This window comes from Paracoccus seriniphilus (assembly GCF_028553745.1).
GTDB classification, from domain to species: domain Bacteria; phylum Pseudomonadota; class Alphaproteobacteria; order Rhodobacterales; family Rhodobacteraceae; genus Paracoccus; species Paracoccus seriniphilus.
The window spans coordinates 239,986-264,023 of sequence record NZ_CP067132.1 but is presented as its reverse complement, the minus strand read 5'-3'; the positions used below and the strand labels follow the sequence as shown (position 1 = coordinate 264,023).

Below are 24,038 nucleotides of genomic sequence, written 5' to 3'. Positions count from 1 at the left end.
CGCGCCCCTGGCATGAGCAAGAATGCTGGTCTCAGGTCGCTACGCGTCGTCAAACAATTTCTGTTGAAATTCCGATGAACGCACTTTCGGAGCACAGACCGGTGTGCGCTGCAGAAAGACGGACGTCGGCTGTCAGCAACCTTCAAATTTCGGAGAACAACATGGACAAACGTGGAACCGATCCGTTCCGGGTCAGTGCGGAACTGCGCGCAAACTATATCGAGACGGCTCGTGACAAAATTCTCCAGGAACACTTCGAGCTGCTGCTGCAGCACGACGCAAAGGGTCAGCCTATGGCCAAGCCAGTGACGTTTACCTCAACCGGTGAAACCCACGGGATCGTGCTCGTCGAAGGTCCTGGCGGCGGGAAAACTTCGCTGGTGCATCACTTCCTAAAGACCCATCCCGCGTTGCAGAGCGAAGAGCCTGGCCACAAGCCGTGGATCGGGGTCCGCGTACCAAGTCCCGCGACCCTAAAAAGCCTGGGCCTCGAGATACTTCGGGCTACCGGGTACCCAGAGGTTTCTTCAAAACGCAAGGAGTGGGACATCTGGCGACTTGTCCGTTTCCGCATGCAGCAACTGGGGACGGCCGTACTCTGGATCGACGAGGCCCATGACCTGTTCAGGGCCGGGAAGGCGATCGAAGACATCCTGAAGATGCTGAAATCGGTGATGCAAGGGGAGGGCGCGGTGATTGTCATTCTGACTGGCATCGACTCCCTGTGGAACATCGCATCCTACGACGATCAGGTCAAAAGGCGCTATTCCAAGGTCACGCTGCCCACAATCTCTGCGAGCACTCACGAAAAGATGCTGCGGGGTATTATGGAAAAGTTCTGCAAAGACGCGGGTCTCGTTCCGGATGCCGGGTCGGATATCATCCATCGGCTTGTCTATGCGAGCCGCTCCCGGTTCGGTCGCTGCATCGAGAACATCATTGCCGCAATCGAAACGGCCCTCCGGAAGGGCGATGGGCAGCTTACGGCGCAGCATTTCGCGCATTCGTGGGCGATGCAGGAGGGCGTCATGCCCGGCAAGAACGTTTTCCTGTCTCCACGGTGGGCCCAAATCGACCTCACCAAACTCCACGAAGCCGCGTGAGGTTCATGTTCATGGCAATGCTCTCACCTCACATCGCCCATGATCCGGCCGAATCCGTAATGGGCTTCGTAGCACGCCTGGCAGCCTTCCACATCGGCGGTCGAACGGGCTCTTTCCTTAGCGACAATGGCATAAAGCCTCCGGAGCTTGCGCGCGGGGATTCTGATGCCGTACATCGGCTGGCAGATTGGACTGGCGTCTCGCCAGATGCGCTCTTCGCCAACGCCCCTCGGGGTTTGGATCGACGGCATTATGACCTACGCGGAGAGCACGTGTCAGCGGAATTTCTGGCGTCACCTTATACGGTATTCTGTCCGGCGTGCCTGCTGGAGGATGATCAGGCATCCGGCGGCCAGACCGGTGAACGGCGTCACCAGTGGATCTGGCAACTGGCTGTCGTTCGGACCTGCCCAAGCCACGGTCTTCCCCTCATGCGTCGAAAGGCGGATTTCTCGGGCGACCGTTTTCACGAGCTTGGAGTCATTGTCCCGGAAACGGGCGAGCGCCTCGCAGACATGATCGGCCAGCTTCAGCCTCGCTCCGTATCGCCTCTTCAGAATTATACCCTCGCGCGCCTCGAAGGAGAGACCGGCCCCGCCTGGCTCGACAGCGAAGGCCTCGAGCAAGCTGTTCGTGCAAGCGAAATGCTTGGTGCGCTTGTTTTGTTCGGTGCGAGGCCGAACCTCGACAACCTCACGGAGGACGATTGGGATCGGGCAGGTGCCGCGGGCTACGCCATCACTGCCCAAGGCGAAGACGGTATCCGTCGCGTCCTGGCCGATATTCACGCGCGCGCCAACCGAAAGGGCGGCAAGCTTGGCCCTCAGGCGGTCTTCGGCCGCCTGTACCAGTGGCTTTCGCGGTCCCGAGCCAAGAAGGAGCCCGGAGACATCAAGCGGATCCTCCGTGACTACATCGTCGAAAACATCGAAATGCCGGCGGGCAAGACTGTGCTCGGCAAGACACTTGCTGAGCGTCGGCTTCATACTTGCGCCACTCTCGCAAAAGAGAGCGGTCTCGACCCACGCACGCTTCGAAATGTGCTGGAAGCTAAGGCGGTTATCCCATTGAATGCGGCTCGAGACGCCAACTACGTCTTTGACGCCGATCTCGGTCGCGAAGTCTCGCAGACCGTGCGTCGACTTGTTCCGATTTCGGGGCTGCCGAAACTGCTCGGCTGCACGCGTCCTCTCGCAGAACAACTCGTTGCCGAACGGATTTTGACGCCGATCGTCGACGAGGTCTCGGATGCTCCGGGTCGCAAGAAAAAGGCTGTCGATGAAAAGGAGGCCGAGGAGCTGCTTCGTCGGATCACCGCTTTCACGAAGCCGGTCGAGAAAATCCCAGGCGGCATGGTCGATCTCGCGAAAGCAGCCATGAAGTCGAACGCTCCTGCGGTCGAGATCGTGCATCTCATCTTGGGAGGGCACCTTCAGAAGGTGGTACGAGCCGTTGGTTTTGACGGATGTGACGCAATCCACTTGGATCCGATCGAAGCCAAGGCGGTCGTTTCTGACGTCATGGGCGGCTTGTCGCCTTCGGAGGCATTCATCCGGATGGGTATTCCCGTTGCATCCGGCTGGGAACTGGTTCGGCGGGGGCTTCTACGGGCATGTGAAATCCGGTCCGAAGATGGAGAACACGTCATCCATCGGTTTGAGCCTGAAGTCGTCGATGCGTTTCTTTCCGAATTTACGACGGAAGTGCATATCGGTGCCGCATTGGGGATGGGCGTTCGAGACCTGAAGCCGGTGATGAAGGCGGCTGGAGCGAAGCCCTTTTTGCTAAAGTCCGACATCGGCGTACGGATCTTTCGACGAAGCGATCTGCCGGATCGCTTCCGCGTGTAGACATCCCTGACAACATGTAACATCATTGGTCGGCCGTCCCTTGGGGGCGGCCGTTCTTTTGTTCGGCTGCAGGGCTGCAACTCACGAAATCCGGTAGCCAAGATTAGCTTGTCAAATGGCCCATTTTGCCGCCGACTTTGATTCTACGTTTAATAAAATCAATGGCTTAAAGGTTGTTGATGGCCGAAATTAGGTTGTCATCACACTTGTTGTAGCCGTAAGGACTTATTGTCCATTGTGAAGATTGGAATCATTGATTTCATTGAATAATTTATTCCATCACTCCAATAATTTGGCCACTATGGAAGCATATTCTGACCACTCCTTGTAAGAATAACTTGCCCCTGCCCTCTTCTTCGCAACATCCGAGACCAAGACATGAAAAAAGCCGCCCGTAAGGGCGGCTTCAAGATTTCGATGTGGCGAAAGGGCCGAGAAGCCCCATTATGTTAAGTGAACAGATCCGGCTCCAGATCGTTGGTCCGGTAGAAGTCCACGCCGATCTTGGCCCTGGTCAAGATGGGACGAATGCCCCGACGCTTTAGGCGGCCGACAACCTCCCCCACCTGAAGGCCATGAGTCTCGGCGATCCGTGCAGGATGGGTGAACCGAGCCTTGAAGTCGCCGACGTCCGCCGGATCGAACCGTGGAATCCGGTGGCTGTCGTCGGATCCAGCGATCCAGTCGACGGTCAAACTCACCTCCTGCGGATGCCGATCGACCAGGCGCCAACCAACATCCCTCGGGATTTTCAGCGCGCCGAAGGCCGCCATCGGTGAAAGACCTACGCCGAAGGCAGCCGCGTGCCGCTCGACCTCCGTAGAGTCGACCCGAAGCGCGCCTATCCCGCCCTGACCAGCCAAGCGAAATACACGACCGAGGAAACCTCCCAGTATCATATGCACCACAGCAACGGCCGGCACCTTTGCCTTCTCCGCAGCTTTCGAGACCGGCACCAACCCGTCGGTTTCGGCATCCAGTTCAGCCGCCTTCGCATGGAGCTTGCCAACCAGCACGGCAATCTCGTCGCGATCCACGGCTTTTTGGGCACGCCCTCTCGCGCTCGGCCTCCCGTAGTAAATGGGAGTGAGAAGCCGATCAGCAAAAAGCTGATCGACGAGCGGGCGAGTACAATTCATGTCTTTCCACAGCGAGATCACGTTCACCGTGCGCTTCATGCGTCCCGCGATTTCACGACCCAGATCTGCCGGGATCGCGAAATGTGCCGGTGCATTCTCCGGGATCGCCCCCGCGGCAACCAGCACGTTACTCAGGGTCCGCGAGTCGAGGGATTGCTCCTTGGCCAGGGATGCGACCGTGTGCAACTGGCGCTCGGGAAATTCGACGCCCAGCACCTTCGTCCCAGCCGGCATTACGATGTTCTCGGTAATGACGTCGCGAAGAATGCGCGCGATGTCGCCAGGTTCTTTGAGTGATTTCGAGTGCGCGAGGGCGTTGTAGAAGCACCCGAAGATCTTGCGTGGTCCAGCGTTTCCAGTGGCCTCGTCGAATTTCCGCAACTGCGTTTCGAGCGCCTCCCGAATGCCTTCTTCGCCGCGCGACGTGAACTGGAAGCCAACGCGACCGGCATGATCCCAGTCATCAGAGGTGAGCTCCGGGAGCTTCTGGGTCCGCCCGTAGACGACCAAAACTCCCAGGAGTTCTGTCGCGCGGGTCGCCTGATCAAGGGTCTGGGCATCCAGCCAATCTGGGCCCGCAATTCCTTCGAGGCGTCGCTGCACATAGCCTTGCAGGGGCGAAACTGAGCGGCGCACTGCCCTTTCGATCATGGCCTGGAGTTCACTGCCGCGCTCGGGCACCCGGCGGTCAAGCTCGTGAAGCTTGTCATCCCATGCGGCCTGCGCCTGGCGAACCAGAGCGATCTCGTGATGCGGGCATGTCCGCACGATCGAAAGGGCCCAGTGCCAACGTCCACGGCGTCGTCCAGTCATATCATCCTCTGCCAGGCAGGCAGGGCAGAATACAGTGTACGGGTTCGACAGGAACTCGGCGGTGACCGGCTCACCACGAAGATCATATGTCCGTTTGCCCTGGCGAACTGCAGCATTCCGGCGCAGATCGTTCAGTGGCGCACCAGAAGTCTCCGCCAGCCTTGCGAGAGCGTCCGGCTCGGACGACGCGATCGCCTCCGGTCGGATCTGCAGATCCCTCAGAAATGGAACTATCGGTTTGTCGGCATGATAGTGAGCCAAGCGCGCGGCATAGGATAACGGCGTCTCATTGGGGTCGAACGGCAAGAAGGGTAGCAGCATAATCAGCGGCCCTTTCTGTCGCGGGGTGGAAGGGGTTTCTCAGAGAGGTCGATCTTCGACCAATCGTTTGACAAGAAGACGTTCTTTCCGACATCCGCCTTTTCCTGGACAGCCCAGGTAATCCCCCCGTTTTTACGGGGGCTTGGTCGTAGAATTTACGCGGCCATTCTCAGTTTCTGTGCGGGTGTCATCCCGCCGTTGCCCATGTTCGGGCGTTCATTGTTGTAGGACCAGAGCCATTCGGTGGCAATCTGCTGCACCTCGTCGATGCTTTCGAAGATGTGGAGGTCCAGCCATTCGTGCCGGACCGTCCGGTTGTAGCGCTCGACATAAGCGTTCTGCTGCGGTTTCCCCGGCTGTATGTGGGCCAAGGAGATGCCCTTGTTTTCGGCCCATTCCATGAGGGTGCCGCTGATGTATTCTGGGCCGTAGCACGTCGGGAAGAAGCGCTGTTTTAAGGTTATGGCCACGCGCGTAGCCCCCAAATAGCGCAGCGTGTGGCCATAACCGGTCTCAGGTCTCAACAGTGGTTTTGCAGAACCACACCGCTGAGGAGACCGGCTATGCCCGCCAACCATTCTACTGCTGCGACTGTGCTTGTCGCCATCGACATTTCCAAGCACCGCCACGAGGTCTTGATCGAGGTACCGGGCAAGAAGCGCCGTCGTCGCATGACGATCATGAACACGTTGGAAGACTTCCAGCGCTTGTCCGCGAGCCTGGCCAGCTACGGCCTGCCTGTGCGGGTCGGGTTCGAGGCGACCGGCAACTATCACAGGCCACTGGCACATCATCTCGGGCAGGCCGGGTTTGACTTGAAGCTCATCCCTTCTGTCGGGCTCGCCCGGACGCGCGAGGCCCTGCACAACAGTTGGGACAAGAACGACCCGAAGGATGCCCAGGTCATCCTGCACATGCTGGAGATTGGCGCCGTGCAGTTCTTTCATGATCCGCTGGTCGTCGGGACCGCCGACATCCAGGAATTGTCAAAGACGCACGAGATCGTTTCACGCTCGAAGACCGAGCTCTGGCACCGCATCCTGACCCATTACCTGCCGCTCTATTTCCCAGAGGCCGAACGGTTTCACCGAAGCTCACGAACCGATTGGTTCCTGGCCTTCCTCGAGAAGTATCCGACACCGACGATGATCACGGCCATGAGCCAGGAAACCTTCATCGCAGACGCTTGGCAGGTGGTGGGCAGGAAGGTCGCCAAGGAGCGCCTGCTTTCAGATATTTACGCTACGGCGGTCAACTCTGTTGGATTGCCCGTGGAACCGGATTCCGACGCCGTTCGCATGTTCCGCCTGGTCCTTTCCGAAGGTAGAAGCCTCGTCCGCCAGCGCAACGAGATCGAGGCCCGGGCGGTCGCGCTGCTCTCCGATCTGCCGGATTATCAGCTACTGACAACCATCCCCGGCATTGGTCCGATCAATGCCATGACCATCTTGGCCGAGGCCGGTGACCTACGCCGATTTCGGCATCATCGGCAGTTCCTGAAGTTCTGCGGCATGGATCTTGCCACCGTGCAGTCCGGCATGTTTCGCGGGCAGAGCCGGATCTCGAAGTACGGCAATGCCCGGCTGCGCCGCACGCTATGGATGGCCGGCCAGACGGCGGTCCAGACAAAGACCAACAGCTTTCGGGACAAGTTCGAACGCTACATCTCGAAAGACCGACACAACGCTCATCTGCGCCGCAAGGCCTACACCGCGATCGCGGCCAAGATGGCGCGCACCGTACACGCTGTGGTCAATCACGGCGAACCCTATCGCCCCTTCTTCGAGGGGGTGAGCCCAGGCGGAAGGACCTCTCTCTGACTGAGCCGTGGAGGCAGTCTGTGAACCGGCGTGCAATTTTGACCCCGTAGAGGGGTGATCGGCGTCCAAAAATGACCCCCTTACACTGATGTGGATGATGCCCCCGAGGTCATCGGGGAGCACAGTGTGGGATGTTGGTCGTGGAGACGATAGCGAAGATCCGGCGGGCGTATTTTCAGGACAAGAAGTCGATCAAGCAGATCTGCCGTGAACTGCGGGTGTCGCGGAACACGGTGCGCAAGGTGATCCGATCAGGTGCAACGGAGCTCACCTACGAGCGAACCATTCAGCCGTTGCCGAAGATCGGACCTTGGAAAGACTTGCTCGACGAGATGCTGTCGGTGAACGCGCGGAAGCCCAAGCGCGAGCGACTGACCCGCATCCGCATCTTCGAGGAACTCCGGGCCCGAGGATATGATGGCGGCTATGATGCGGTCCGGCGATACGCGGCAACCTGGTCCAAGGAGGAGGTGGTGGCATCCGCCGCGGCCTATGTGCCGCTGAGCTTCGATCCGGGGGAAGCCTACCAGTTCGACTGGAGCCATGAGATCGTAGTGATCGATGGCGCGACGACCACAGTGAAGGTGGCACATGTCCGCCTGTGTCACAGCCGGATGCTGTTCGTGCGTGCCTATCCCCGCGAGACGCAGGAGATGGTCTTCGACGCCCATGACAAGGCGTTCGCCTTCTTCGGGGGCACCTGCACACGGGGCATCTACGACAACATGAAGACCGCGGTCGACACGATCTTCGTCGGCCGCGACCGCGCCTACAACCGCCGGTTCCAGCAGATGTGCAGCCATTACCTCGTCGATCCCGTCGCTTGCACCCCGGCATCCGGCTGGGAGAAGGGACAGGTCGAGAACCAGGTCGGCGTTGTCCGGCGGCGGTTCTTCGTGCCTCGGCCGAAGTTCAAGAGCTACGCCGAACTCAACGCCTGGCTCGAGGATCGCTGTGTTGCCTGGGCCAAAGCCAACCCGCACCAGGAGCTTCGGGATCGAACGATCTGGGAGGTATTCCAGGACGAGCGCACGAGTCTTGTCCCCTACGTCGGTCCGTTCGACGGCTTCCATGCCGTGCCAGCCTCGGTCTCGAAGACCTGTCTCGTCCGGTTCGACAAGAACCGCTACTCCGTGAACGGCCGGGCCGTTGGCCGACCTGTCGAGATCCGTGCCTATGCCGAGCGGGTCGAGTTCTGGCAGGACGGCAAGATCGTGGGGCAGCACGCCCGAGCCTTCGGGCGCGACAAGGCCATCTACGACCCGTTGCACTACATTCCGGTTCTGGCTCGCAAGCCCGGCGCCCTCCGGAATGGGGCCCCCTTCAAGGGCTGGGACCTGCCGCCGGCGATCAGGCGCGTGCAGCGCAAGCTTGGCAAGGTGCCGAACGGCGACCGGCAGATGGTCCAGATCCTGAGCATGATCCCGATCGATGGGCTGGATGCGGTGGATGCTGCCTGTGCCGAGGCCCTGAGCGAAGGGGTCCCTGCGGCCTCGGTCGTCATCAACATCCTTGCACGGCATCGGGAGCCGCCACCGCCACTGACCATCGATACGCCGGCCGCGTTGCGACTGACCTGCGAGCCCGTCGCCGATTGCAAACGCTACGACAGTCTCAGGAGACCCAACCATGGAAAGATCACAAGTGCTGGACGCGATGAGCCAGCTGAAGCTTTACGGCATGAAGGCCGCCTACGATGAGATCATCACCACGGCGGTGAAGCGCCAGCACGAGCCGCAACAGATCGTCGGCGACCTGCTGAATGCCGAGATCAGCGAGAAGCAGGCGCGCTCGATCAAATATCAGATGACGATCGCCAAGTTGCCGCTGGCGAAAGAGGTCGACGAGTTCAGCTTCGAGGAAACGCCGGTCAACGAGACGCTGGTACGCGATCTGGCCGCCGGAGAGTTCCTCGAACAGCAGCGCAATGTCGTCCTCATCGGCGGCACCGGGACTGGTAAATCGCACCTGGCCGTCAGCATCGCCCGGGCCTGCATCCGGCGCGGCAAGCGGGGGCGCTTCTTCAATGTCGTAGACCTGGTAAACAAGCTCGATGCCGAAGCCCGTGCCGATCGACAGGGGCGCACGGCAGACCTGCTCTGCCGCCTCGACTTCCTGATCCTCGATGAGCTCGGCTATCTCCCCTTCGCGCAGACCGGCGGCCAGCTACTGTTCCATCTCATCAGCCGCCTCTACGAACGCACCTCGATCATCGTGACGACCAATCTCGACTTCGGGGAATGGCCTTCGGTCTTTGGCGACGCGAAGATGACCACGGCGCTGCTCGACCGGCTGACCCATCACTGCGACATCGTCGAAACCGGCAACGAGAGCTGGCGCTTCAAGACCCGAGAATGACCGACGGCCACGCTGGCCCGATACGGCTGCGCTGTATGGGGGCTACACCGCATCGGGCCAGCTACCCGTGCGCTCCATGGGGGTCATTTTTGAACGCCGATAGGGGGTCAAGATTGCCTGCCGATTGACAGGCAGTCAATCTGACCTCGTAGATAATGTTCGGGCCTTCTGCTTGGGATTTGGGATCTCGTATTAAGGACGGTGAGGGCCGCCAGCGCGCGTACCCTGTGTTTGCTATGGATGAGATCATTTCTTGACGGCAGAGCCCGTCTGGGCAACCTTATCAGGGTATCCGGACAGCCGGATGCCACACGACCTGCTGACCTAAGCAGCCAGATTTTCCTGACATAGGACGTTGTCGACTCGTATGGTTCGAGGCGCACCACGCCATTCGATGATCTGGTTCAGCGCCCTGACGACGCGTTCCGCGGGTAGCGAGAAGTCGACCTCGATACCCAGCCCTTCACGGTTGAAGTCGTCCAGGACATTCAGCAGCCGGAACTGGCGTCCGTCCCCGAGGCGATCTGCCATGAAGGCCATGGACCAGACTTCGTTCGGCTGTTCTGGCACGGCCAACTCGTCGGGCTTCTCCCGTTTCAGCCGTTTGCGCGGCTTGATCCTGAGGTTCAGCTCCAGCTCGCGGTAGATCCGGTAGACCCGCTTGTGGTTCCAGCCATGGCCCTGGACATTGCGCAGGTAGAGAAAGCACAGGCCAAAGCCCCAGGTCTTCTTCGCCTTCGTCAGCCCAAGCAGCAGGTCGGCGATCTGCTCGTTCTCATCGTCCAGCTTCGGGCTGTATCGGTAGCAGGTCTCGCTGACATCAAATGCCCGGCACGCCAGTGCGATGCTGACGCCCTTCATCGCCACCGCTTTCACGGCCAACTCTCGGCGTTGAGCTGGCCGCTTCATTTTTTTCCGAGCGCCTCCTTCAGCAGGTCGTTTTGCATGCTGACATCAGCGAACATACGCTTCAGGCGGCGGTTCTCCTCGGCCATCGCCTTCATCTCGCTGATCAGGCTCGCATCCATACCGCCATATTTGGCCCGCCATTTGTAAAGCGTGGCACTGCTCATGCCATGTTCACGGCACAACTCGGCAGCAGGAACGCCGCCTTCCATCTGGCGCAGCACGCCCATGATCTGGGCTTCTGTGAAACGTGTCTTCTTCATCGGTATCTCCTCGTTCATCCTGCCGAGAAAATTCTACTTCCGCATCCCCCTAAGATCGGGGGGGATTACCGCCGCCCTTTTCGAGGAGCTTATGATTTTCCTAAGGTGCTCGCCAGAGTCGCAGCGCGTTCTCGATGCGCGCGTAAGCTTGGATGGCCTCGTGCCTCGAATGATTGCCGTGACAGAATCCATAGGCGTATATGTCAGCCCCCGTATCTTCGACCTTGTAACCAAGCGCGAGGAAGGCCTCGTGTGCTTCCTCGGTCAGGTGCGCGGGGAGGCTCGGTGAGTTTATCACGGTAACACCTGCGATCTCTTGACCGGCCTGTGTATAGTGCCGGTCTACCCATACGTGGACCCGAGACAAGTTGTGCTTCTCGGAGAGCCAGAGCGTCACGTCGCAGATGTCCTGCTCTACCGCGAACGCGTCAGGATTGACGCTCAGGCGGCGCTTACGCGCCACCTGAAGGGCACAGCGTGTGCCGACGGCCTTATTGGGCATGGCGGAACCGCGCGAGAAGCTCGCTGACGCGCGCGCCGTGCCACCGCGCCATGTCCGACGCGGGAAGACGCCGCTCATGACCGATCCGGTCGAGCGATGACGGCGTCTGCTCGGCCAGGATGCGTTGGATGTCGCGCAGCGCAGTCTCGACGGCATCCGTATCTGGGATCGGCTGCCCGTAGGCGCCATGCAGGTCACAGAGTGCCGCGAAGCCGCTGGGATCATCCAGAGCATCGAGCAGGTCGCACAGACTTGCACCATGGCGGCGCAGATGCTGTTCTGCGGCGTAGGCTGCGCTGAGACGCGCCTCGGCGGCGTGGAGGTTGGTGGTGTTGAGCATGATGTTCTCCCTTTCATGCGGTGGCGGAAACGGTGCCGGTGCGCCTATTCTGCGGCGTCATGTTCCTTGCTTCGCGGGAGATGCTTGGGTTTCGGCGGGCTCCTACTGGTTGGTTTCAAAAGCTGGTCTTGGGTGCTGGTGATGAGAACATTGGTCGTTCTTTTGAGAGACGAAGAAGAAATCTGGCGGGGCCGCAATTTTTTCTTTGCGTCTATCCAAGAGCATGCCGCCGGCCATGCGCACACCGCACGACCGGCATGGCGTTTTAAGCGGCGTCCTGCACCCCGTGGGCGAGTGCCAGCGCCTTCTGCTCGTCATCCAGTTCTCCGATCTCGACCAGAAGGTCATAGAGCCGGTCGGTGAGTAGGCATATCTCTTCCACGACGGGGCTGGCAGGATCGAGTAGAGGCCAGGACGACAAATCCGGTTCGAGATCATCGCCAAACGGATCGAGGGACAGGAGCCGGTGCAGCTCGACCAGCTTGCGCCGGGCGGCTCGGTCCAGGCGCGAGGCTTCGCGGAGCCCGGACATGAGGCGTAGGACGCGAGCCGTCCCGGCCTCGCCGTTGATCAGCCCGGCGGCATTGCACAGGGCGGCACCGTGTTTGTCGAAATGTGCGCGCACGGCGTCGAGTTGCGGATCTGCGGACAGGGTATTCGTGGGAAACTTGCGCAGCATGGTGGTCCTCCTGTTTGTTGCGCGTCTGCCATTCGTGGCAGCGTCAAGCCTGTCTGCGCTTCGGTATGGTCCTCCTTGTTTTCGTCCCTCGACACGGAGATTGGCTAAGTGCTCGCGGCACGAAGAAAAAACTTCAACTTCATTCGGTAAAATTGGGGAACTCCTTGGCCGTAGCCGCCATTCGGCTTGAACCGCGCCGGGTTTGCCGGATGCTCCATCCTACTCATGAGTTGGAGTATCCGGCAAACCCGGCGCGGTTCAGTCCGGCGATACGCGGCCTCCTGGTCCAAGGAGGAGGAGGTGGCATCTGCCGCGGCCTGCAACGGCATGAGATTTCACGGCTGCCCGATGTTGACGGCGACAAACCAAAGCGAAAGCGCTTCAAACGTTATCCTATCGGCTACTTTCATATCGACATCGCAGAAGTGCAGACGGCGGAAGGAAAGCTCTATCTGTTCGTCGGCATTGACCGGACAGGCAGGTTCGCTTTCGCCCTGCTTGTCAAGAAGGCAGGGAAGATGGCGGCAGCCCAGTTCTTGTGTGACCTGATGCGGCTGTCCCCTACCGCCTGCACGGGGTGCTGACCGACAACGTCCTATGTCAGGAAAATCTGGCTGCTTAGGTCAGCAGGTCGTGTGGCATCCGGCTGTCCGGATACCCTGATAAGGTTGCCCAGACGGGCTCTGCCGTCAAGAAATGATCTCATCCATAGCAAACACAGGGTACGCGCGCTGGCGGCCCTCACCGTCCTTAATACGAGATCCCAAATCCCAAGCAGAAGGCCCGAACATTATCTACGAGGTCAGATTGACTGCCTCCACGGCTCAGTCAGAGAGAGGTCCTTCCGCCTGGGCTCACCCCCTCGAAGAAGGGGCGATAGGGTTCGCCGTGATTGACCACAGCGTGTACGGTGCGCGCCATCTTGGCCGCGATCGCGGTGTAGGCCTTGCGGCGCAGATGAGCGTTGTGTCGGTCTTTCGAGATGTAGCGTTCGAACTTGTCCCGAAAGCTGTTGGTCTTTGTCTGGACCGCCGTCTGGCCGGCCATCCATAGCGTGCGGCGCAGCCGGGCATTGCCGTACTTCGAGATCCGGCTCTGCCCGCGAAACATGCCGGACTGCACGGTGGCAAGATCCATGCCGCAGAACTTCAGGAACTGCCGATGATGCCGAAATCGGCGTAGGTCACCGGCCTCGGCCAAGATGGTCATGGCATTGATCGGACCAATGCCGGGGATGGTTGTCAGTAGCTGATAATCCGGCAGATCGGAGAGCAGCGCGACCGCCCGGGCCTCGATCTCGTTGCGCTGGCGGACGAGGCTTCTACCTTCGGAAAGGACCAGGCGGAACATGCGAACGGCGTCGGAATCCGGTTCCACGGGCAATCCAACAGAGTTGACCGCCGTAGCGTAAATATCTGAAAGCAGGCGCTCCTTGGCGACCTTCCTGCCCACCACCTGCCAAGCGTCTGCGATGAAGGTTTCCTGGCTCATGGCCGTGATCATCGTCGGTGTCGGATACTTCTCGAGGAAGGCCAGGAACCAATCGGTTCGTGAGCTTCGGTGAAACCGTTCGGCCTCTGGGAAATAGAGCGGCAGGTAATGGGTCAGGATGCGGTGCCAGAGCTCGGTCTTCGAGCGTGAAACGATCTCGTGCGTCTTTGACAATTCCTGGATGTCGGCGGTCCCGACGACCAGCGGATCATGAAAGAACTGCACGGCGCCAATCTCCAGCATGTGCAGGATGACCTGGGCATCCTTCGGGTCGTTCTTGTCCCAACTGTTGTGCAGGGCCTCGCGCGTCCGGGCGAGCCCGACAGAAGGGATGAGCTTCAAGTCAAACCCGGCCTGCCCGAGATGATGTGCCAGTGGCCTGTGATAGTTGCCGGTCGCCTCGAACCCGACCCGCACAGGCAGGCCGTAGCTGGCCAGGCTCGCGGACAAGCGCTGGAAGTCTTCCAACGTGTTCATGATCGTCATGCGACGACGGCGCTTCTTGCCCGGTACCTCGATCAAGACCTCGTGGCGGTGCTTGGAAATGTCGATGGCGACAAGCACAGTCGCAGCAGTAGAATGGTTGGCGGGCATAGCCGGTCTCCTCAGCGGTGTGGTTCTGCAAAACCACTGTTGAGACCTGAGACCGGTTATGGCCACACGCTGCGCTATTTGGGGGCTACGCGCGTGGCCATAACCTTAAAACAGCGCTTCTTCCCGACGTGCTACGGCGTGCAATTCGCAAATCGAAGCCGCGATACGAATGCTTTCGAACACATCTTTGACCGCGTCTGCCGGGAGCATGAGATCGAGCACAGACTGACCTAGGTGAAGCACCCGTGGAGGAATGGCCAGGTCGAGCGGATGAACCGCACGATCAAGGAGGCGACCGTCAAGCGGTTCCATTACGACAACCACGACCAACTCCGCACCCGTCTTGCGGACTTCCTGGCAGCCTACAATTTCGGCCGCAGACTCAAGACCCTCAGCGGCCTTACGCCCTACGAATACATCTGCAAGATCTGGACCTCAGAGCCTGATCGTTTAACCCGAAATCCGATCCACCAAATGCCGGGACTAAACAGCTATGTCTCGTTTCGGGACATGGCCATCATCCCGAGCCTTCTCGCCTGACGCGAACCGGACAAGGTAGCCATGAAACAGGCAGCGGTGCAGCCGTCTTACAATTCGTTGACCGGCACTTTCAGCATGGGTCTGCCGTCCTTGTCGGTGGGAACCCGTCCGGCGCGCATGTTGACCTGAAGCGACGGGATGATCAGCCGTGGCATAGCAAGCTGGGCATCGCGCTCGGTACGGAACTTGATGAATTCCTCTTTGGTCTTGCCGCCGCCGACATGGATGTTATGCGCCTTCTCTTCGCCGACGCTGGTTTCCCACTGAATATCGCGCCCATTCGGCCCGTAATCATGGCACATGAACAGGCGCATTTCATCGGGCAGGGACAGGACCTTCTGGATGCTGTCATAGAGCGTGCCGGCATCACCCCCCGGGAAATCGGCACGGGCCGAGCCGCCATCGGGCATGAAAAGCGTATCGCCGACAAAGGCGGCATTGCCCACCACATGGGTCATGCAGGCCGGGGTATGGCCGGGGGTATACATGGCAAAGGCCGTCATGCTGCCGATCTGATAGGTGTCACCATCCTCGAACAGCGCATCGAACTGGCTGCCGTCGCGCTGGAATTCGGTGCCTTCATTGAAGATCTTGCCAAAGGTATCCTGCACCACCATGATCTTTGCACCGATGCCGATCTTTCCACCCAGTTCCTGCTGGATATAGGGCGCGGCACTCAGGTGGTCGGCATGGACATGGGTCTCGATGATCCACTCCAGCTTCAGTCCCTGCGCCCTGATCTGACGGATCAACTCATCGGCGTGGTCATAGGTGATGCGACCGGCGGCATAGTCGATGTCCATGACGCTATCGACGATTGCGCAGGCGTCGGATTCAGGATCCTTGACGATATAGCTGATGGTATTCGTCGCGTCATCGAAGAACGCCTGAACGTCCGGTTTGATGTCCATGTTCACGGGATAATCGGTCATGTGTTCCTCCAATGCGTATCAATTCGGATCAGGCTGTTGCGCCCGCGCGTTTCGTCGGGGTCAAGAGGCGGCGCAGGAAAATGCCGCCGATCACGGATGCAACGAACAGGGCCACCTCCCAGCGTCCGGTGCCCAGGGCGGGCAATGCCGCGCCGGGACAAAATCCTGCGATGCCCCAGCCCACGCCGAAAAGGGCCGCACCACCAATCAGTTTGGCGTCGATCTCCGTCGCGCCGGGGATCTGGAACCGCCCGCCAAACAGCGGGGCCTTTCTGCGCCAGACAAGCCGATAACCGAAGAATGTGACGATCAGGGCACCACCCATCACGAAGGCAAGGCTGGGATCCCAATGTCCCGCCAGATCGAAGAAGTTCAGCACCTTTGCCGGATTCATCATTCCCGACAGGGCGATGCCGATGCCAAAGACCAGTCCGGTAATCAGGGCATATATCAATCTCATGGTCTAGGCTCCGAAAACATGGCGGATCAGGAAAACCGTGATGGCCGCCGTCGCCATGAAGACCGGCACCGCGACCAGTGATCGGCGTGACAGCCGCGCCAGCCCGCAGACGCCGTGACCCGAGGTGCAGCCGGATCCAAGGCTGGCACCCAGACCGACAATGACGCCGCCGACGACAATCATGGCAGGGCTGACCGGCACTTCCAGCGCGGGCATGCTGCCGGTGACAAGATAGATCAGGCCGGGGGCCAGAACCATGCCCAGCACCATTGCGCCGCGCCAAAGGCCCTCATCACGGTTCTCAGCGAAAACCAGCCCCGAGATGATGCCGGTTGCGCCAAGAATACGCCCCAGGCCCAGCATCAAGAGCACCGCGCCCAGCCCGATGGCCAGACCGCCACCCAGAGAGGCAAGGGGAGTGAACGTGGTTTCCATGGATCAGGTCCTGCAGGTCTTGAAGCCAAAGATCGAATAGAGCGGGCAAACGCGGGTCGCGGCAGTGACCAGCATCACGATGCCGACAAGGGCCGCGCCATATTTCAGGATTGCGCCGTCAAAGGCCGGCAGGCCGCTGAGAAAGGCGAGATACAAGAGGACCAGCCCAAGGATCGCGCGAAAGACCCGGTCAAACGTTCCGACATTGATCGACATGACAACCTCCAGTCACAAGAGTTGCAGTCAGGATAGCCTGCAGATCCGGCATCTTCAGTGACATTGTCACGCAAATCGGAAAAAGCGAAGGCATCTGTCAGCCGCTGCCGGCAAGGGTCTGCAGGGCCGCGCGGTTCAGCAAGGTGATATGTCCGCGCGACTGGGCAATCAACTCGCGTTTCTGAAAATCATGCAGCACTCTGGAAATCACCTCGCGCGCGGTTCCCAGCTCACTGGCCAGTTCCTGATGGGTTGCAGCGATCTCCCTGCGGTCGCCAGCAAGGCTCAGCAGCCGCTCGGCCAGCCGCATGTCTATGCGCCCAAAGGCGACGTCATCGACGACGCGCAGCAGATCGATGAGGCGGCGCGAATAGGCGGCAAATATGAAATTGCGAAAGGCGGCCTCTTCCGCGGCCAATTGGTCAAAGGCCGGTTTGGGCAGCACGATGGCGGTGATGTCGGTCTCGGCGATGCCTTCGGCATGATAGGCCTCTTCCGCCAGCATGCAGGCCGTGGTCAGCACGCAGCTTTCCCCGGCATCGACACGATACAGCACGATCTCGCGGCCATTCTCGGATGTCTGGGACACACGGATCCGGCCATCATACAGAAAGAAAAGACTGTCAGGGATGTTCCTCGGTCCAAAGACCTGTTCGCCCTTTTTCAGCCGCACGATCCGGGCGACCTGCAGCAACCGGTCGCGCACCGGGCGGGGAAGGGCGCGGGTGCCCTGGAACCGCTCTGTCCAGTCGTCGATCTTCATGCTGAATTCCGCATCATGGGGACAAGACCTTTTGGGGCTGAGGTGACAGGGCGGCACGTCCTGCGCGGATTCAGGTGAATCCGGCCTCTTTGGCGATCATCGCGGCATGGGTGCGGTTCTTGGCGCCGATCTTCTGGCAAAGCGTTCTGACATGCAGTTTGACGGTCACTTCCTGAAGGTCCAGTTCGCGGGCGATTTCCTTGTTGGAACTGCCACGGCAAAGTCCGGTCAGCACTTCGATCTGCCGTTTGCTCAGATTCTTGACGAAATCGGCCTGTCCGGGCGTTTCCTCGGCCATCAGCGCGGCAGCGGGGATGAAGGTTTCGCCCATCACCATGAAGCGGACAGCATTGACCAGCGAGTTTGCGCCCATGGCCTTGGGGATGAATCCTGCGGCCCCTGCATCTATGGCCTGCTGCGCGATCGAGGCCGGGGCGGTTCCGCTGAGGATGGCAACAGGCGCATCGCCGGCAACGGCAATGGCGCGATCAAGCCCGTCCAGCCCGTTCATCCCCGGCATGTTGAAATCCAGCAGCACCAGGTCAAAGGTCTCGCCCGCCTTCAGCCTGCGAAATGCCGCGTCGAAATCGGCGACCGCCACGACCTCGGCATTGCCTTCACTGCGCAGATAGGATGCCAGCGTATCGCGCACCATCTCGTGATCATCGGCCAGCAGGATACGCGTCGCCGCCGCCGTTCCGCCGGCGCCGGTCTGTGCCTCGGCGGGCATTCGGACAGCTACGCGCGCCTGAAATCTGCCGATCGCGATCATGGGTGGTTTCGATCACACATGAAGTGGAAGGCCTCCTCGCCTGTGACGTGCAAGTCTGTATTTCCTTATCACGACCAAACTTGTCGGAGCTGTCAATAGAAACACATGCTTCTGCCCTGACCCAAAGCGCAATTGCGACATGACCTTTAGGATATGGGGTTATACCTCTATGCGCGTTTGATGGAGGGCCATGGCTGCGTATAATGCACTCTGATCCGATTGTTGGAGAATGTCATGAGTTATCGCAGCACTTTTGTCGCAACCCTTTCGCTCTTGGCGACTTCCCTGCCGGGCCTTGCCGGGGAATCCGCGGTGACGCCCGATGACGTCATTCTGACCATTGGCGGCAATATCTCGCCTGATGCGCCAACCCGCTTTGACATCGATGCGCTCAAGGCGCTACCGGCCACCGTCGTCGAGACGTCCACCGTCTGGACCAAGGGCACCCTGACCTTCACCGGCATCGAACTGGTGGATCTGGTCGAGGCTGTCGGCGGCGAAGGCGATGCAATCCTGGCCACCGCATTGAACGATTATGCCATCGAGATTCCCATGGAGGACGCTGTCGAGGGCGGTGCGCTTCTGGCCTATCTGGTCGATGGCAAGGAAATGGCCGTGCGCGAGAAAGGCCCCTTGTGGATTGTCTATCCTTTTGATGACAACCCTGAGTATAATGGCGAAAAATATTACTCGCGCAGTATCTGGCAATTGGCAAGGATCGACATCGTCGATCAGGAATAGGATCTGAATGCCCAGGAAAAAATGGTCGCTGCGGATATATCTTCAACGCAGGTGGAAACAGGCGCTTTGGATTGCTGCGATCATTCTCATTCTGGGGCAGATCCTGAACCTGTCGAACCAGGCCCTGCGGGGGCTGGAAAACCTGTCCACGGCCCCCAGCGATGACATCCGCTGGAATTTGTCGCAGGTCGAGGTCGAACTGCTGCGTCTGGAGTCTTCGGTTCACAGGGCGCAGGTTTCGCCAGCGCCTGACCTGAAGGACGTCCGCACGCGTTTCGACATTTTCTATGGCCGGCTGATGACGGTGGGCGACAGCCCGATCTATGCTGCGCTGCGCGAGGATCCCGTTGCCAAGGGAAATCTGGCTGCGGCGCAACAGTTCCTTGCGGATTTGGTTCCCTATATTGATGGCTCCGATACGGAACTTGCCGCGGCGCTGGATGAAATCGGCCGGCGGACCCAGCGGCTGGTGCCGGAAATCCGCAGTCTGACGCTGGCCGGGATTTCGCGATTTGCCGAAGCGGCCGATCAGCGGCGCACCGAGATATTCAATACCATGCGCGAGCTTGCGCTGACCGGCGTCGTCCTGGTGGCTGGATTGCTGTTGTCGATGCTGTTGGTTCAGAGACTCTACGTGCAGGGGCGGCGTGCCGCACGTTCCAGCGAAACAGCCCGCAATCGTTTCGAGGCGGCGGTAAGTTCGTCCCTTGATGCGATTCTGGTCGTGAATACCGACGGCCAGATTGTCGAGTTCAATGGCGGCGCCGAAGAGATTTTCGGATATTCCCGCGAAGAAGCCATTGGGGCCGACATGGCCGAAATGATCGTGCCGCCTGAACTGCGCGCGGCCCATCATGCCGGCATGAACCATTATCTGACCACGCGCGAACGCAAGTTGGTCGGTCAGGGGCGCATCCGCATCACGGCCATGCGCAAATCGGGCGAGATATTCCCCATTGAACTGTCGATCTCATCCGCGGCCACGGGCAAACATGAAGTATTCGTCGCCTATATCCGCGACATCACTCCCGAGTTGAAGGCCGAAGAGGAACTGCGCGAGGCCCGCGACAAGGCACAGGCCGGCGAGAAGGCAAAATCACAATTGCTGACCGTCATGAGCCATGAAATGCGCACGCCACTGAACGGGATCCTTGGTTCGCTGGAATTGATCCGTGGCGACAATCTGACCGAACGGCAGCAGCGGCTGTTGCGGGCCATTGGCGTATCGGGTGAACTGCTGCTGTCGCATGTGAACAATGTGCTGGACCTGTCCCGGCTTGATTCCGATCAGGCTGAAAGCCGACGGGCAAGTTTCGATCTGGCCGAACTGATTCAAAATCTGATCGACAGCCTGCGTCCTGCCGCAGGCGCGCGCGGGAACGAGTTGCGTAGCGAATTCGTGGGTGGCAGGATCGGCATGGTGACGGGCGACAAACGTGGCCTGCAGCAATGTCTGGTGAATCTGATCGGAAATGCGGTCAAGTTCACCCGCGATGGCGTGATCTCGGTCGAGATCGAAAAACTGGCAAGGGACAATATGGTCGAGTTCCGTATTTCGGATACGGGCGTCGGAATTTCCGAAGAGAACATCGACCGGATCTTCGAAGAATTTGTGACCATCGACACGGCCTATGCACGTGAAAATCCCGGCACCGGACTTGGACTGCCGATCACGGCGCGGCTGATCAAGGCATTGGGCGGCAGCATTGATGTGCAAAGCCTTGAAGGCGAGGGCAGCATGTTCACCATGCGGGTGCCGCTGGTGCAGGGCAAGGCGCAGCCCGCCATCGACCGAGAGGACGCCGATGCCAATGAGGTCGGACAGTGTCCGCTGCATGTGCTGATTGTCGAGGACAATGAGGTCAATCGCATGATTCTGGAACATATGCTGGGTGATCTTGGCTGCAGCTTCGAAAGCGCGGATGGCGGCGACAAGGGGATCGAACTGGCGCGGAAGGGGCATTTCGACCTGTTGCTTCTTGATATCAGCATGCCCGGCAAGGACGGGTTGCAGACGCTGGCCGAAATTCGCGAATTGCCGGTTCCGACGGCGAAGGCACCTGCCATTGCGATCACTGCCCATACCGGACGGCAGGATCGCGAAAGGATTCTGGCGAAATTCGACGACATGCTGATCAAGCCGATCACGCTGGCACGGCTGACGCAGAAACTTGCTGCCCACAGCGATCAACCCGAAAAAACTGAATCCGGAAGGGGTCTTGCCGCGGATTTCATCGCACGATTTGGCGAGGACGCCTATCGTGAGCAGCTGGGCAAGCTGACTGATGAGCTGACCGAATTGGCGGGACAGCTGGATGGCGCGGCCGAACTGTTGCAGGGTCACCGGGATGCCGCACATCGGATTGCCGGGGCAGCGGCCGTTCTGGGGCAGATGCAGTTGCACAAGACGTTGCAATATATCGAAACCCTGCCCGAACAGGATTGGCGGCGCGCGCGTTCAGATATTCTGATCCGGCTTGACCGCGAAAGAAACAACACTGGCTTCTAGTGGGAAGGGCGGGCCTGCAAGGCGCGGTCCGTGCTATTCGCCATAGTCGCGGGTCAATACCGCATCGGCATGGAGCAGCGCTTCCTTCAGGGCCGAGCGCCAGAAGACCCAGTCGTGCCCCCCTTCCTGCACCCTGAACCGGTGCCGGATGCCGGCGCCTTTCAACGCAAGATGCAGATCCGCCGCTCCGGCAAAGAAGGGATCCTCTGCGCCAAGATCAATCAGCAGCCGCGGTATGCGCCCAAGGCGCGACATGTCTGCCTCGGCCACAAGGCTTTCGGGGCGCAGCTTTTCCCAGTCGTCAGTCATCCGGTCGGCACCTTCCAGCCCCGTGCCAAGCAGCCCGCCATATCGCGCCTCATAGCCTGAGGATGACAGGGCCAGAAGTTGCTCATCCCTGCGGAAGGCGGGGCTGAGTGCGATCGTTCCCGCAAATTCATCGGGGGCCTGCAACTGGTAGACGATGGCCGCCAACGCCCCCATGGAAATGCCCAGAATGACGCGATTGTCTCCGCCCGGAATGATCGGATAGCGCTGTTCGATGGCCGGCATGAACTCGTCGAAAAACATCGTTTCCCAACGTCTCGTGCCATCGGCATCATCCAGGAAATAGGTGGCCACGATGTTGTCCGCGTCGCGCCGCCCATCCGGGGCGACCGCGATCACGGGACGGATGCGGCCATCCTTGATCAGCCGGTCCAGCAATTGGTCAATCCCGGCCAGGGTGAACCAATCGGCGGGCTGCCCGGTTCCCCCGCCATGCAGCAGATACAGAACCGGATACTCGCGTTTGTCCTGTCGGTAATCGGGCGGCAGATAGATGGCGTAGCGGACCGGCTCGCCCAGAACCTTGCTGGCGATGACATTTTCCATGCGGACCTCGGCCTGCGCCGCGCCCCATGTCAGAAGCGCGCCGGAAAGGGCGCCGCACATCCAAGTGATGATCCGTCCTGACCGCATGTTTCCCCTCAGAATATCAATTTGTATGACAGGCTGAGCGAGCCGCCCAGAATGCCCGGTCCCGGAGAGGATCCCCGGTTCCAGGGCCAGCGGTTGCTGCTGAAATTCGAATAGTTCAGGGCCATCCGGTCATTGATCTTGTAGGTGGCCATATAGGAATAGTCCGGGTTCCATGGCTCTTGCGCGTCTGCCGGATAGGCATAGAGGGTGACACCTGCCCAAAGCTTGTCGGTGATCGAGCTGTGACAGAACAAGGTGGCGGCATCCGAACTGGGGTCGCTCAGCCCCAGCCCGATCGAGCAATTCAGCTTGCGCCCCTCCAGATAGGGGATCGGGATCGAGGGCAGCTTGTAGGACGCCCGCAGGCTGCCTTCGAGCAGCGATGACACCAGATTGCTGCCGCCGCCGGAAAATCGCGCGGAATAATTGGAGTAGCTGAGGCTCAGCTTGTCGGTGACGCGAATATCCATCGCATAGGTGAAATCTGGATCCCATGGAGCCTGCTGATCCGAAAGCGGATACTGGATCAGCGCCATGGACAGTTTGACCCGTTCGGTCAGTTGGGCGTTGCAGCCCAGGCTGACGCGAAACTTGCCATATTTCTTTTCCTGCGTGACATGGTCGTTATACTGCAGCCCCGCCCCCGTGCTGATGGAACATGCCAGCTTGTATTTCTCGGCCAGCGTCTGGGGCTCGGGTCGCGCCGTTTCGCTGCGGATGGCAGGCTGTGAACGCGCGGGAACAGAAGGGGGTGCCGCTGTCTGGCGTTGTGGTGACGCGGGCAGGGGGGCAGGACCGGGCGGCTCATCGCCAAAGGTGCAACTGTCGGGATAGAACGGGTCGGGATCGGTGCATTCCACGACAGGTGCAAGCAGCAGGTTGGGCTCTGTCTCTTCGGCAAGCGGCGCCTCGGCGACTTCGACGGTTGCCACCTCGGGGACCACAGGCTCTGCAGGTTCGGAAACAGGGTCCGGTGGCGGCGGCGGAGGGGGTGGTGGCGTCCCGGTGCCAGCCAGGATCCATTCCGCCAGAAAACGTGCCATGGACAGGCCGTCCACGTCATCTGGCGGCTGTGGCTTGGGCGCGCCGATGGCCGGCACGGACAGGATTTCACCGCTGTCATTGGATATCTGACAAGAGACGCCACTTCGACACTTCAACAGGTATTCAGAGGCCACCCGTCCATCATCGGCCACGACAATGGCCGAGCCATCGGGAAACAGGCGATAGGTCCAGCCCCCCAGACTTCCGGTTTGATAGCGTGACCAGACAAAGACATTCGGTGTGTCGTGCAGCACTTCGTGCGCGCCGGGAACGGCGGGGGTGGCGGTGTCGATGGCATGGGGGCCGGGGCTTTGCTGCCGCCACTCGGCACTTGGCGCGGGAAAGATATCCTCGGGCCAGCTGAGATGCGCGGACAAGCCCGGCGGTGTGTTCCTTTCGATTGTCTGGGCACCTGCAGAAGAGGCCGTCGCCAACAGTGCGATCATCACGAGGCTGTTGCGCCATGTGTTCGCCCGCAGCGACATCC

At 60.0% G+C, this 24,038-nt stretch carries 20 protein-coding genes and 4 pseudogenes; 9 read left to right on the top strand and 15 right to left on the bottom strand.

All coding sequences use genetic code 11. From position 1 onward, the window contains the following. Window positions 1-161 precede the first annotated feature (161 nt). On the top strand, window positions 162-1,103 hold the full coding sequence (locus tag JHW44_RS19665; RefSeq protein ID WP_179217812.1) for a TniB family NTP-binding protein: 942 nt from the start codon (window positions 162-164) through the stop codon (window positions 1,101-1,103). 11 nt (window positions 1,104-1,114) lie between these two features. After that, window positions 1,115-2,953 (top strand): TniQ family protein, encoded by a 1,839-nt coding sequence (locus JHW44_RS19660; protein WP_179217813.1) that lies wholly within the window; start codon window positions 1,115-1,117, stop codon window positions 2,951-2,953. Between the two features lie 449 nt (window positions 2,954-3,402). Here JHW44_RS19660 and JHW44_RS19655 read toward each other — a convergent pair whose 3' ends face one another. Together JHW44_RS19655 and JHW44_RS19650 are read right to left on the bottom strand one after the other, a co-directional pair. Next, entirely contained in the window at window positions 3,403-5,226 is a 1,824-nt protein-coding gene (locus tag JHW44_RS19655; protein WP_089346096.1) for a TniQ family protein, read from the bottom strand. A 155-nt stretch (window positions 5,227-5,381) separates the two neighbouring features. After that, window positions 5,382-5,654, bottom strand: a pseudogene (locus tag JHW44_RS19650) (transposase); the annotation flags it as partial. A gap of 135 nt (window positions 5,655-5,789) precedes the next feature. Between JHW44_RS19650 and JHW44_RS19645 the strand changes: the two are divergent. The 3 genes from JHW44_RS19645 (at window position 5,790) to istB (ending at window position 9,404) form a co-directional block, all read left to right on the top strand. After that, complete coding sequence (locus tag JHW44_RS19645; RefSeq protein WP_089346217.1) at window positions 5,790-7,046, top strand: IS110 family RNA-guided transposase; 1,257 nt, start codon at window positions 5,790-5,792, stop codon at window positions 7,044-7,046. Between the two features lie 131 nt (window positions 7,047-7,177). Continuing rightward, entirely contained in the window at window positions 7,178-8,746 is a 1,569-nt protein-coding gene (gene istA / locus JHW44_RS19640; RefSeq protein ID WP_089346207.1) for an IS21 family transposase, read from the top strand. Beyond that, window positions 8,676-9,404 carry an IS21-like element ISPkr1 family helper ATPase IstB gene (gene istB, locus JHW44_RS19635; RefSeq protein ID WP_028031292.1) on the top strand — a complete coding sequence of 243 codons (729 nt, stop codon included), beginning with the start codon at window positions 8,676-8,678 and terminating at the stop codon, window positions 9,402-9,404. The genes istA and istB overlap by 71 nt, the downstream gene beginning before the upstream one ends. A 354-nt stretch (window positions 9,405-9,758) precedes the next feature. Here istB and JHW44_RS19630 read toward each other — a convergent pair. The 4 genes and pseudogenes from JHW44_RS19630 to JHW44_RS19615 all read right to left on the bottom strand — a co-directional run. Beyond that, window positions 9,759-10,573, bottom strand: a pseudogene (locus JHW44_RS19630) (IS3 family transposase); the annotation flags it as partial. Between the two features lie 100 nt (window positions 10,574-10,673). Continuing rightward, the gene (locus tag JHW44_RS19625) at window positions 10,674-11,075 is read right to left on the bottom strand and encodes a hypothetical protein (RefSeq protein WP_143811523.1); all 402 of its coding nucleotides are present in this window, start codon (window positions 11,073-11,075) and stop codon (window positions 10,674-10,676) included. Continuing rightward, window positions 11,065-11,415 carry a hypothetical protein gene (locus JHW44_RS19620; protein WP_089346210.1) on the bottom strand — a complete coding sequence of 117 codons (351 nt, stop codon included), beginning with the start codon at window positions 11,413-11,415 and terminating at the stop codon, window positions 11,065-11,067. The genes JHW44_RS19625 and JHW44_RS19620 overlap by 11 nt, the downstream gene beginning before the upstream one ends. A gap of 265 nt (window positions 11,416-11,680) precedes the next feature. Next, window positions 11,681-12,094 (bottom strand): hypothetical protein, encoded by a 414-nt coding sequence (locus JHW44_RS19615; protein ID WP_089346211.1) that lies wholly within the window; start codon window positions 12,092-12,094, stop codon window positions 11,681-11,683. A 311-nt stretch (window positions 12,095-12,405) separates the two neighbouring features. On the opposite strand from JHW44_RS19615, the pseudogene JHW44_RS19610 reads away from it, so the two are divergent. Then, window positions 12,406-12,686: pseudogene (locus JHW44_RS19610) on the top strand (IS481 family transposase); the annotation flags it as partial. Window positions 12,687-12,922: 236 nt separating this feature from the next. Here the strand turns inward: JHW44_RS19610 and JHW44_RS19605 are convergent. Next, window positions 12,923-14,179: an IS110 family RNA-guided transposase gene (locus JHW44_RS19605; protein WP_089346217.1), complete on the bottom strand. Its 1,257-nt coding sequence runs from the start codon at window positions 14,177-14,179 to the stop codon at window positions 12,923-12,925. A 135-nt stretch (window positions 14,180-14,314) separates the two neighbouring features. Here JHW44_RS19605 and JHW44_RS19600 point away from each other — a divergent pair. Further along, window positions 14,315-14,719, top strand: a pseudogene (locus JHW44_RS19600) (integrase core domain-containing protein); the annotation flags it as partial. Window positions 14,720-14,766: 47 nt separating this feature from the next. Here JHW44_RS19600 and JHW44_RS19595 read toward each other — a convergent pair. The 6 genes from JHW44_RS19595 to JHW44_RS19570 form a co-directional block, all read right to left on the bottom strand. After that, window positions 14,767-15,651 (bottom strand): MBL fold metallo-hydrolase, encoded by an 885-nt coding sequence (locus tag JHW44_RS19595; RefSeq protein ID WP_089344178.1) that lies wholly within the window; start codon window positions 15,649-15,651, stop codon window positions 14,767-14,769. Window positions 15,652-15,679: 28 nt separating this feature from the next. Beyond that, on the bottom strand, window positions 15,680-16,111 hold the full coding sequence (locus tag JHW44_RS19590) for a DUF6691 family protein (protein ID WP_089344177.1): 432 nt from the start codon (window positions 16,109-16,111) through the stop codon (window positions 15,680-15,682). A gap of 3 nt (window positions 16,112-16,114) precedes the next feature. Next, complete coding sequence (locus JHW44_RS19585) at window positions 16,115-16,546, bottom strand: YeeE/YedE family protein (RefSeq protein ID WP_089344176.1); 432 nt, start codon at window positions 16,544-16,546, stop codon at window positions 16,115-16,117. A 3-nt stretch (window positions 16,547-16,549) separates the two neighbouring features. Further along, entirely contained in the window at window positions 16,550-16,762 is a 213-nt protein-coding gene (locus JHW44_RS19580; RefSeq protein WP_089344175.1) for a YgaP family membrane protein, read from the bottom strand. Window positions 16,763-16,859: 97 nt separating this feature from the next. Beyond that, entirely contained in the window at window positions 16,860-17,525 is a 666-nt protein-coding gene (locus JHW44_RS19575; protein ID WP_089344174.1) for a Crp/Fnr family transcriptional regulator, read from the bottom strand. Window positions 17,526-17,595: 70 nt separating this feature from the next. Beyond that, on the bottom strand, window positions 17,596-18,255 hold the full coding sequence (locus JHW44_RS19570; protein ID WP_089344202.1) for a response regulator: 660 nt from the start codon (window positions 18,253-18,255) through the stop codon (window positions 17,596-17,598). A gap of 276 nt (window positions 18,256-18,531) precedes the next feature. On the opposite strand from JHW44_RS19570, the gene JHW44_RS19565 reads away from it, so the two are divergent. Both JHW44_RS19565 and JHW44_RS19560 read left to right on the top strand, forming a co-directional pair. After that, a complete protein-coding gene (locus JHW44_RS19565) occupies window positions 18,532-19,038 on the top strand; it encodes a putative pterin-binding protein (protein ID WP_143811450.1) in 507 nt (168 codons plus the stop codon). 7 nt (window positions 19,039-19,045) lie between these two features. After that, window positions 19,046-21,547, top strand: a complete 2,502-nt coding sequence (locus JHW44_RS19560; RefSeq protein ID WP_089344173.1) for a hybrid sensor histidine kinase/response regulator — start codon at window positions 19,046-19,048, stop codon at window positions 21,545-21,547. A 33-nt stretch (window positions 21,548-21,580) separates the two neighbouring features. Here JHW44_RS19560 and JHW44_RS19555 read toward each other — a convergent pair whose 3' ends face one another. Both JHW44_RS19555 and JHW44_RS19550 read right to left on the bottom strand, forming a co-directional pair. Further along, a complete protein-coding gene (locus tag JHW44_RS19555; protein ID WP_179217699.1) occupies window positions 21,581-22,480 on the bottom strand; it encodes an alpha/beta hydrolase in 900 nt (299 codons plus the stop codon). Between the two features lie 35 nt (window positions 22,481-22,515). Next, window positions 22,516-24,036 carry a hypothetical protein gene (locus tag JHW44_RS19550; RefSeq protein WP_089344171.1) on the bottom strand — a complete coding sequence of 507 codons (1,521 nt, stop codon included), beginning with the start codon at window positions 24,034-24,036 and terminating at the stop codon, window positions 22,516-22,518. Between the last annotated feature and the right edge of the window lie 2 nt (window positions 24,037-24,038).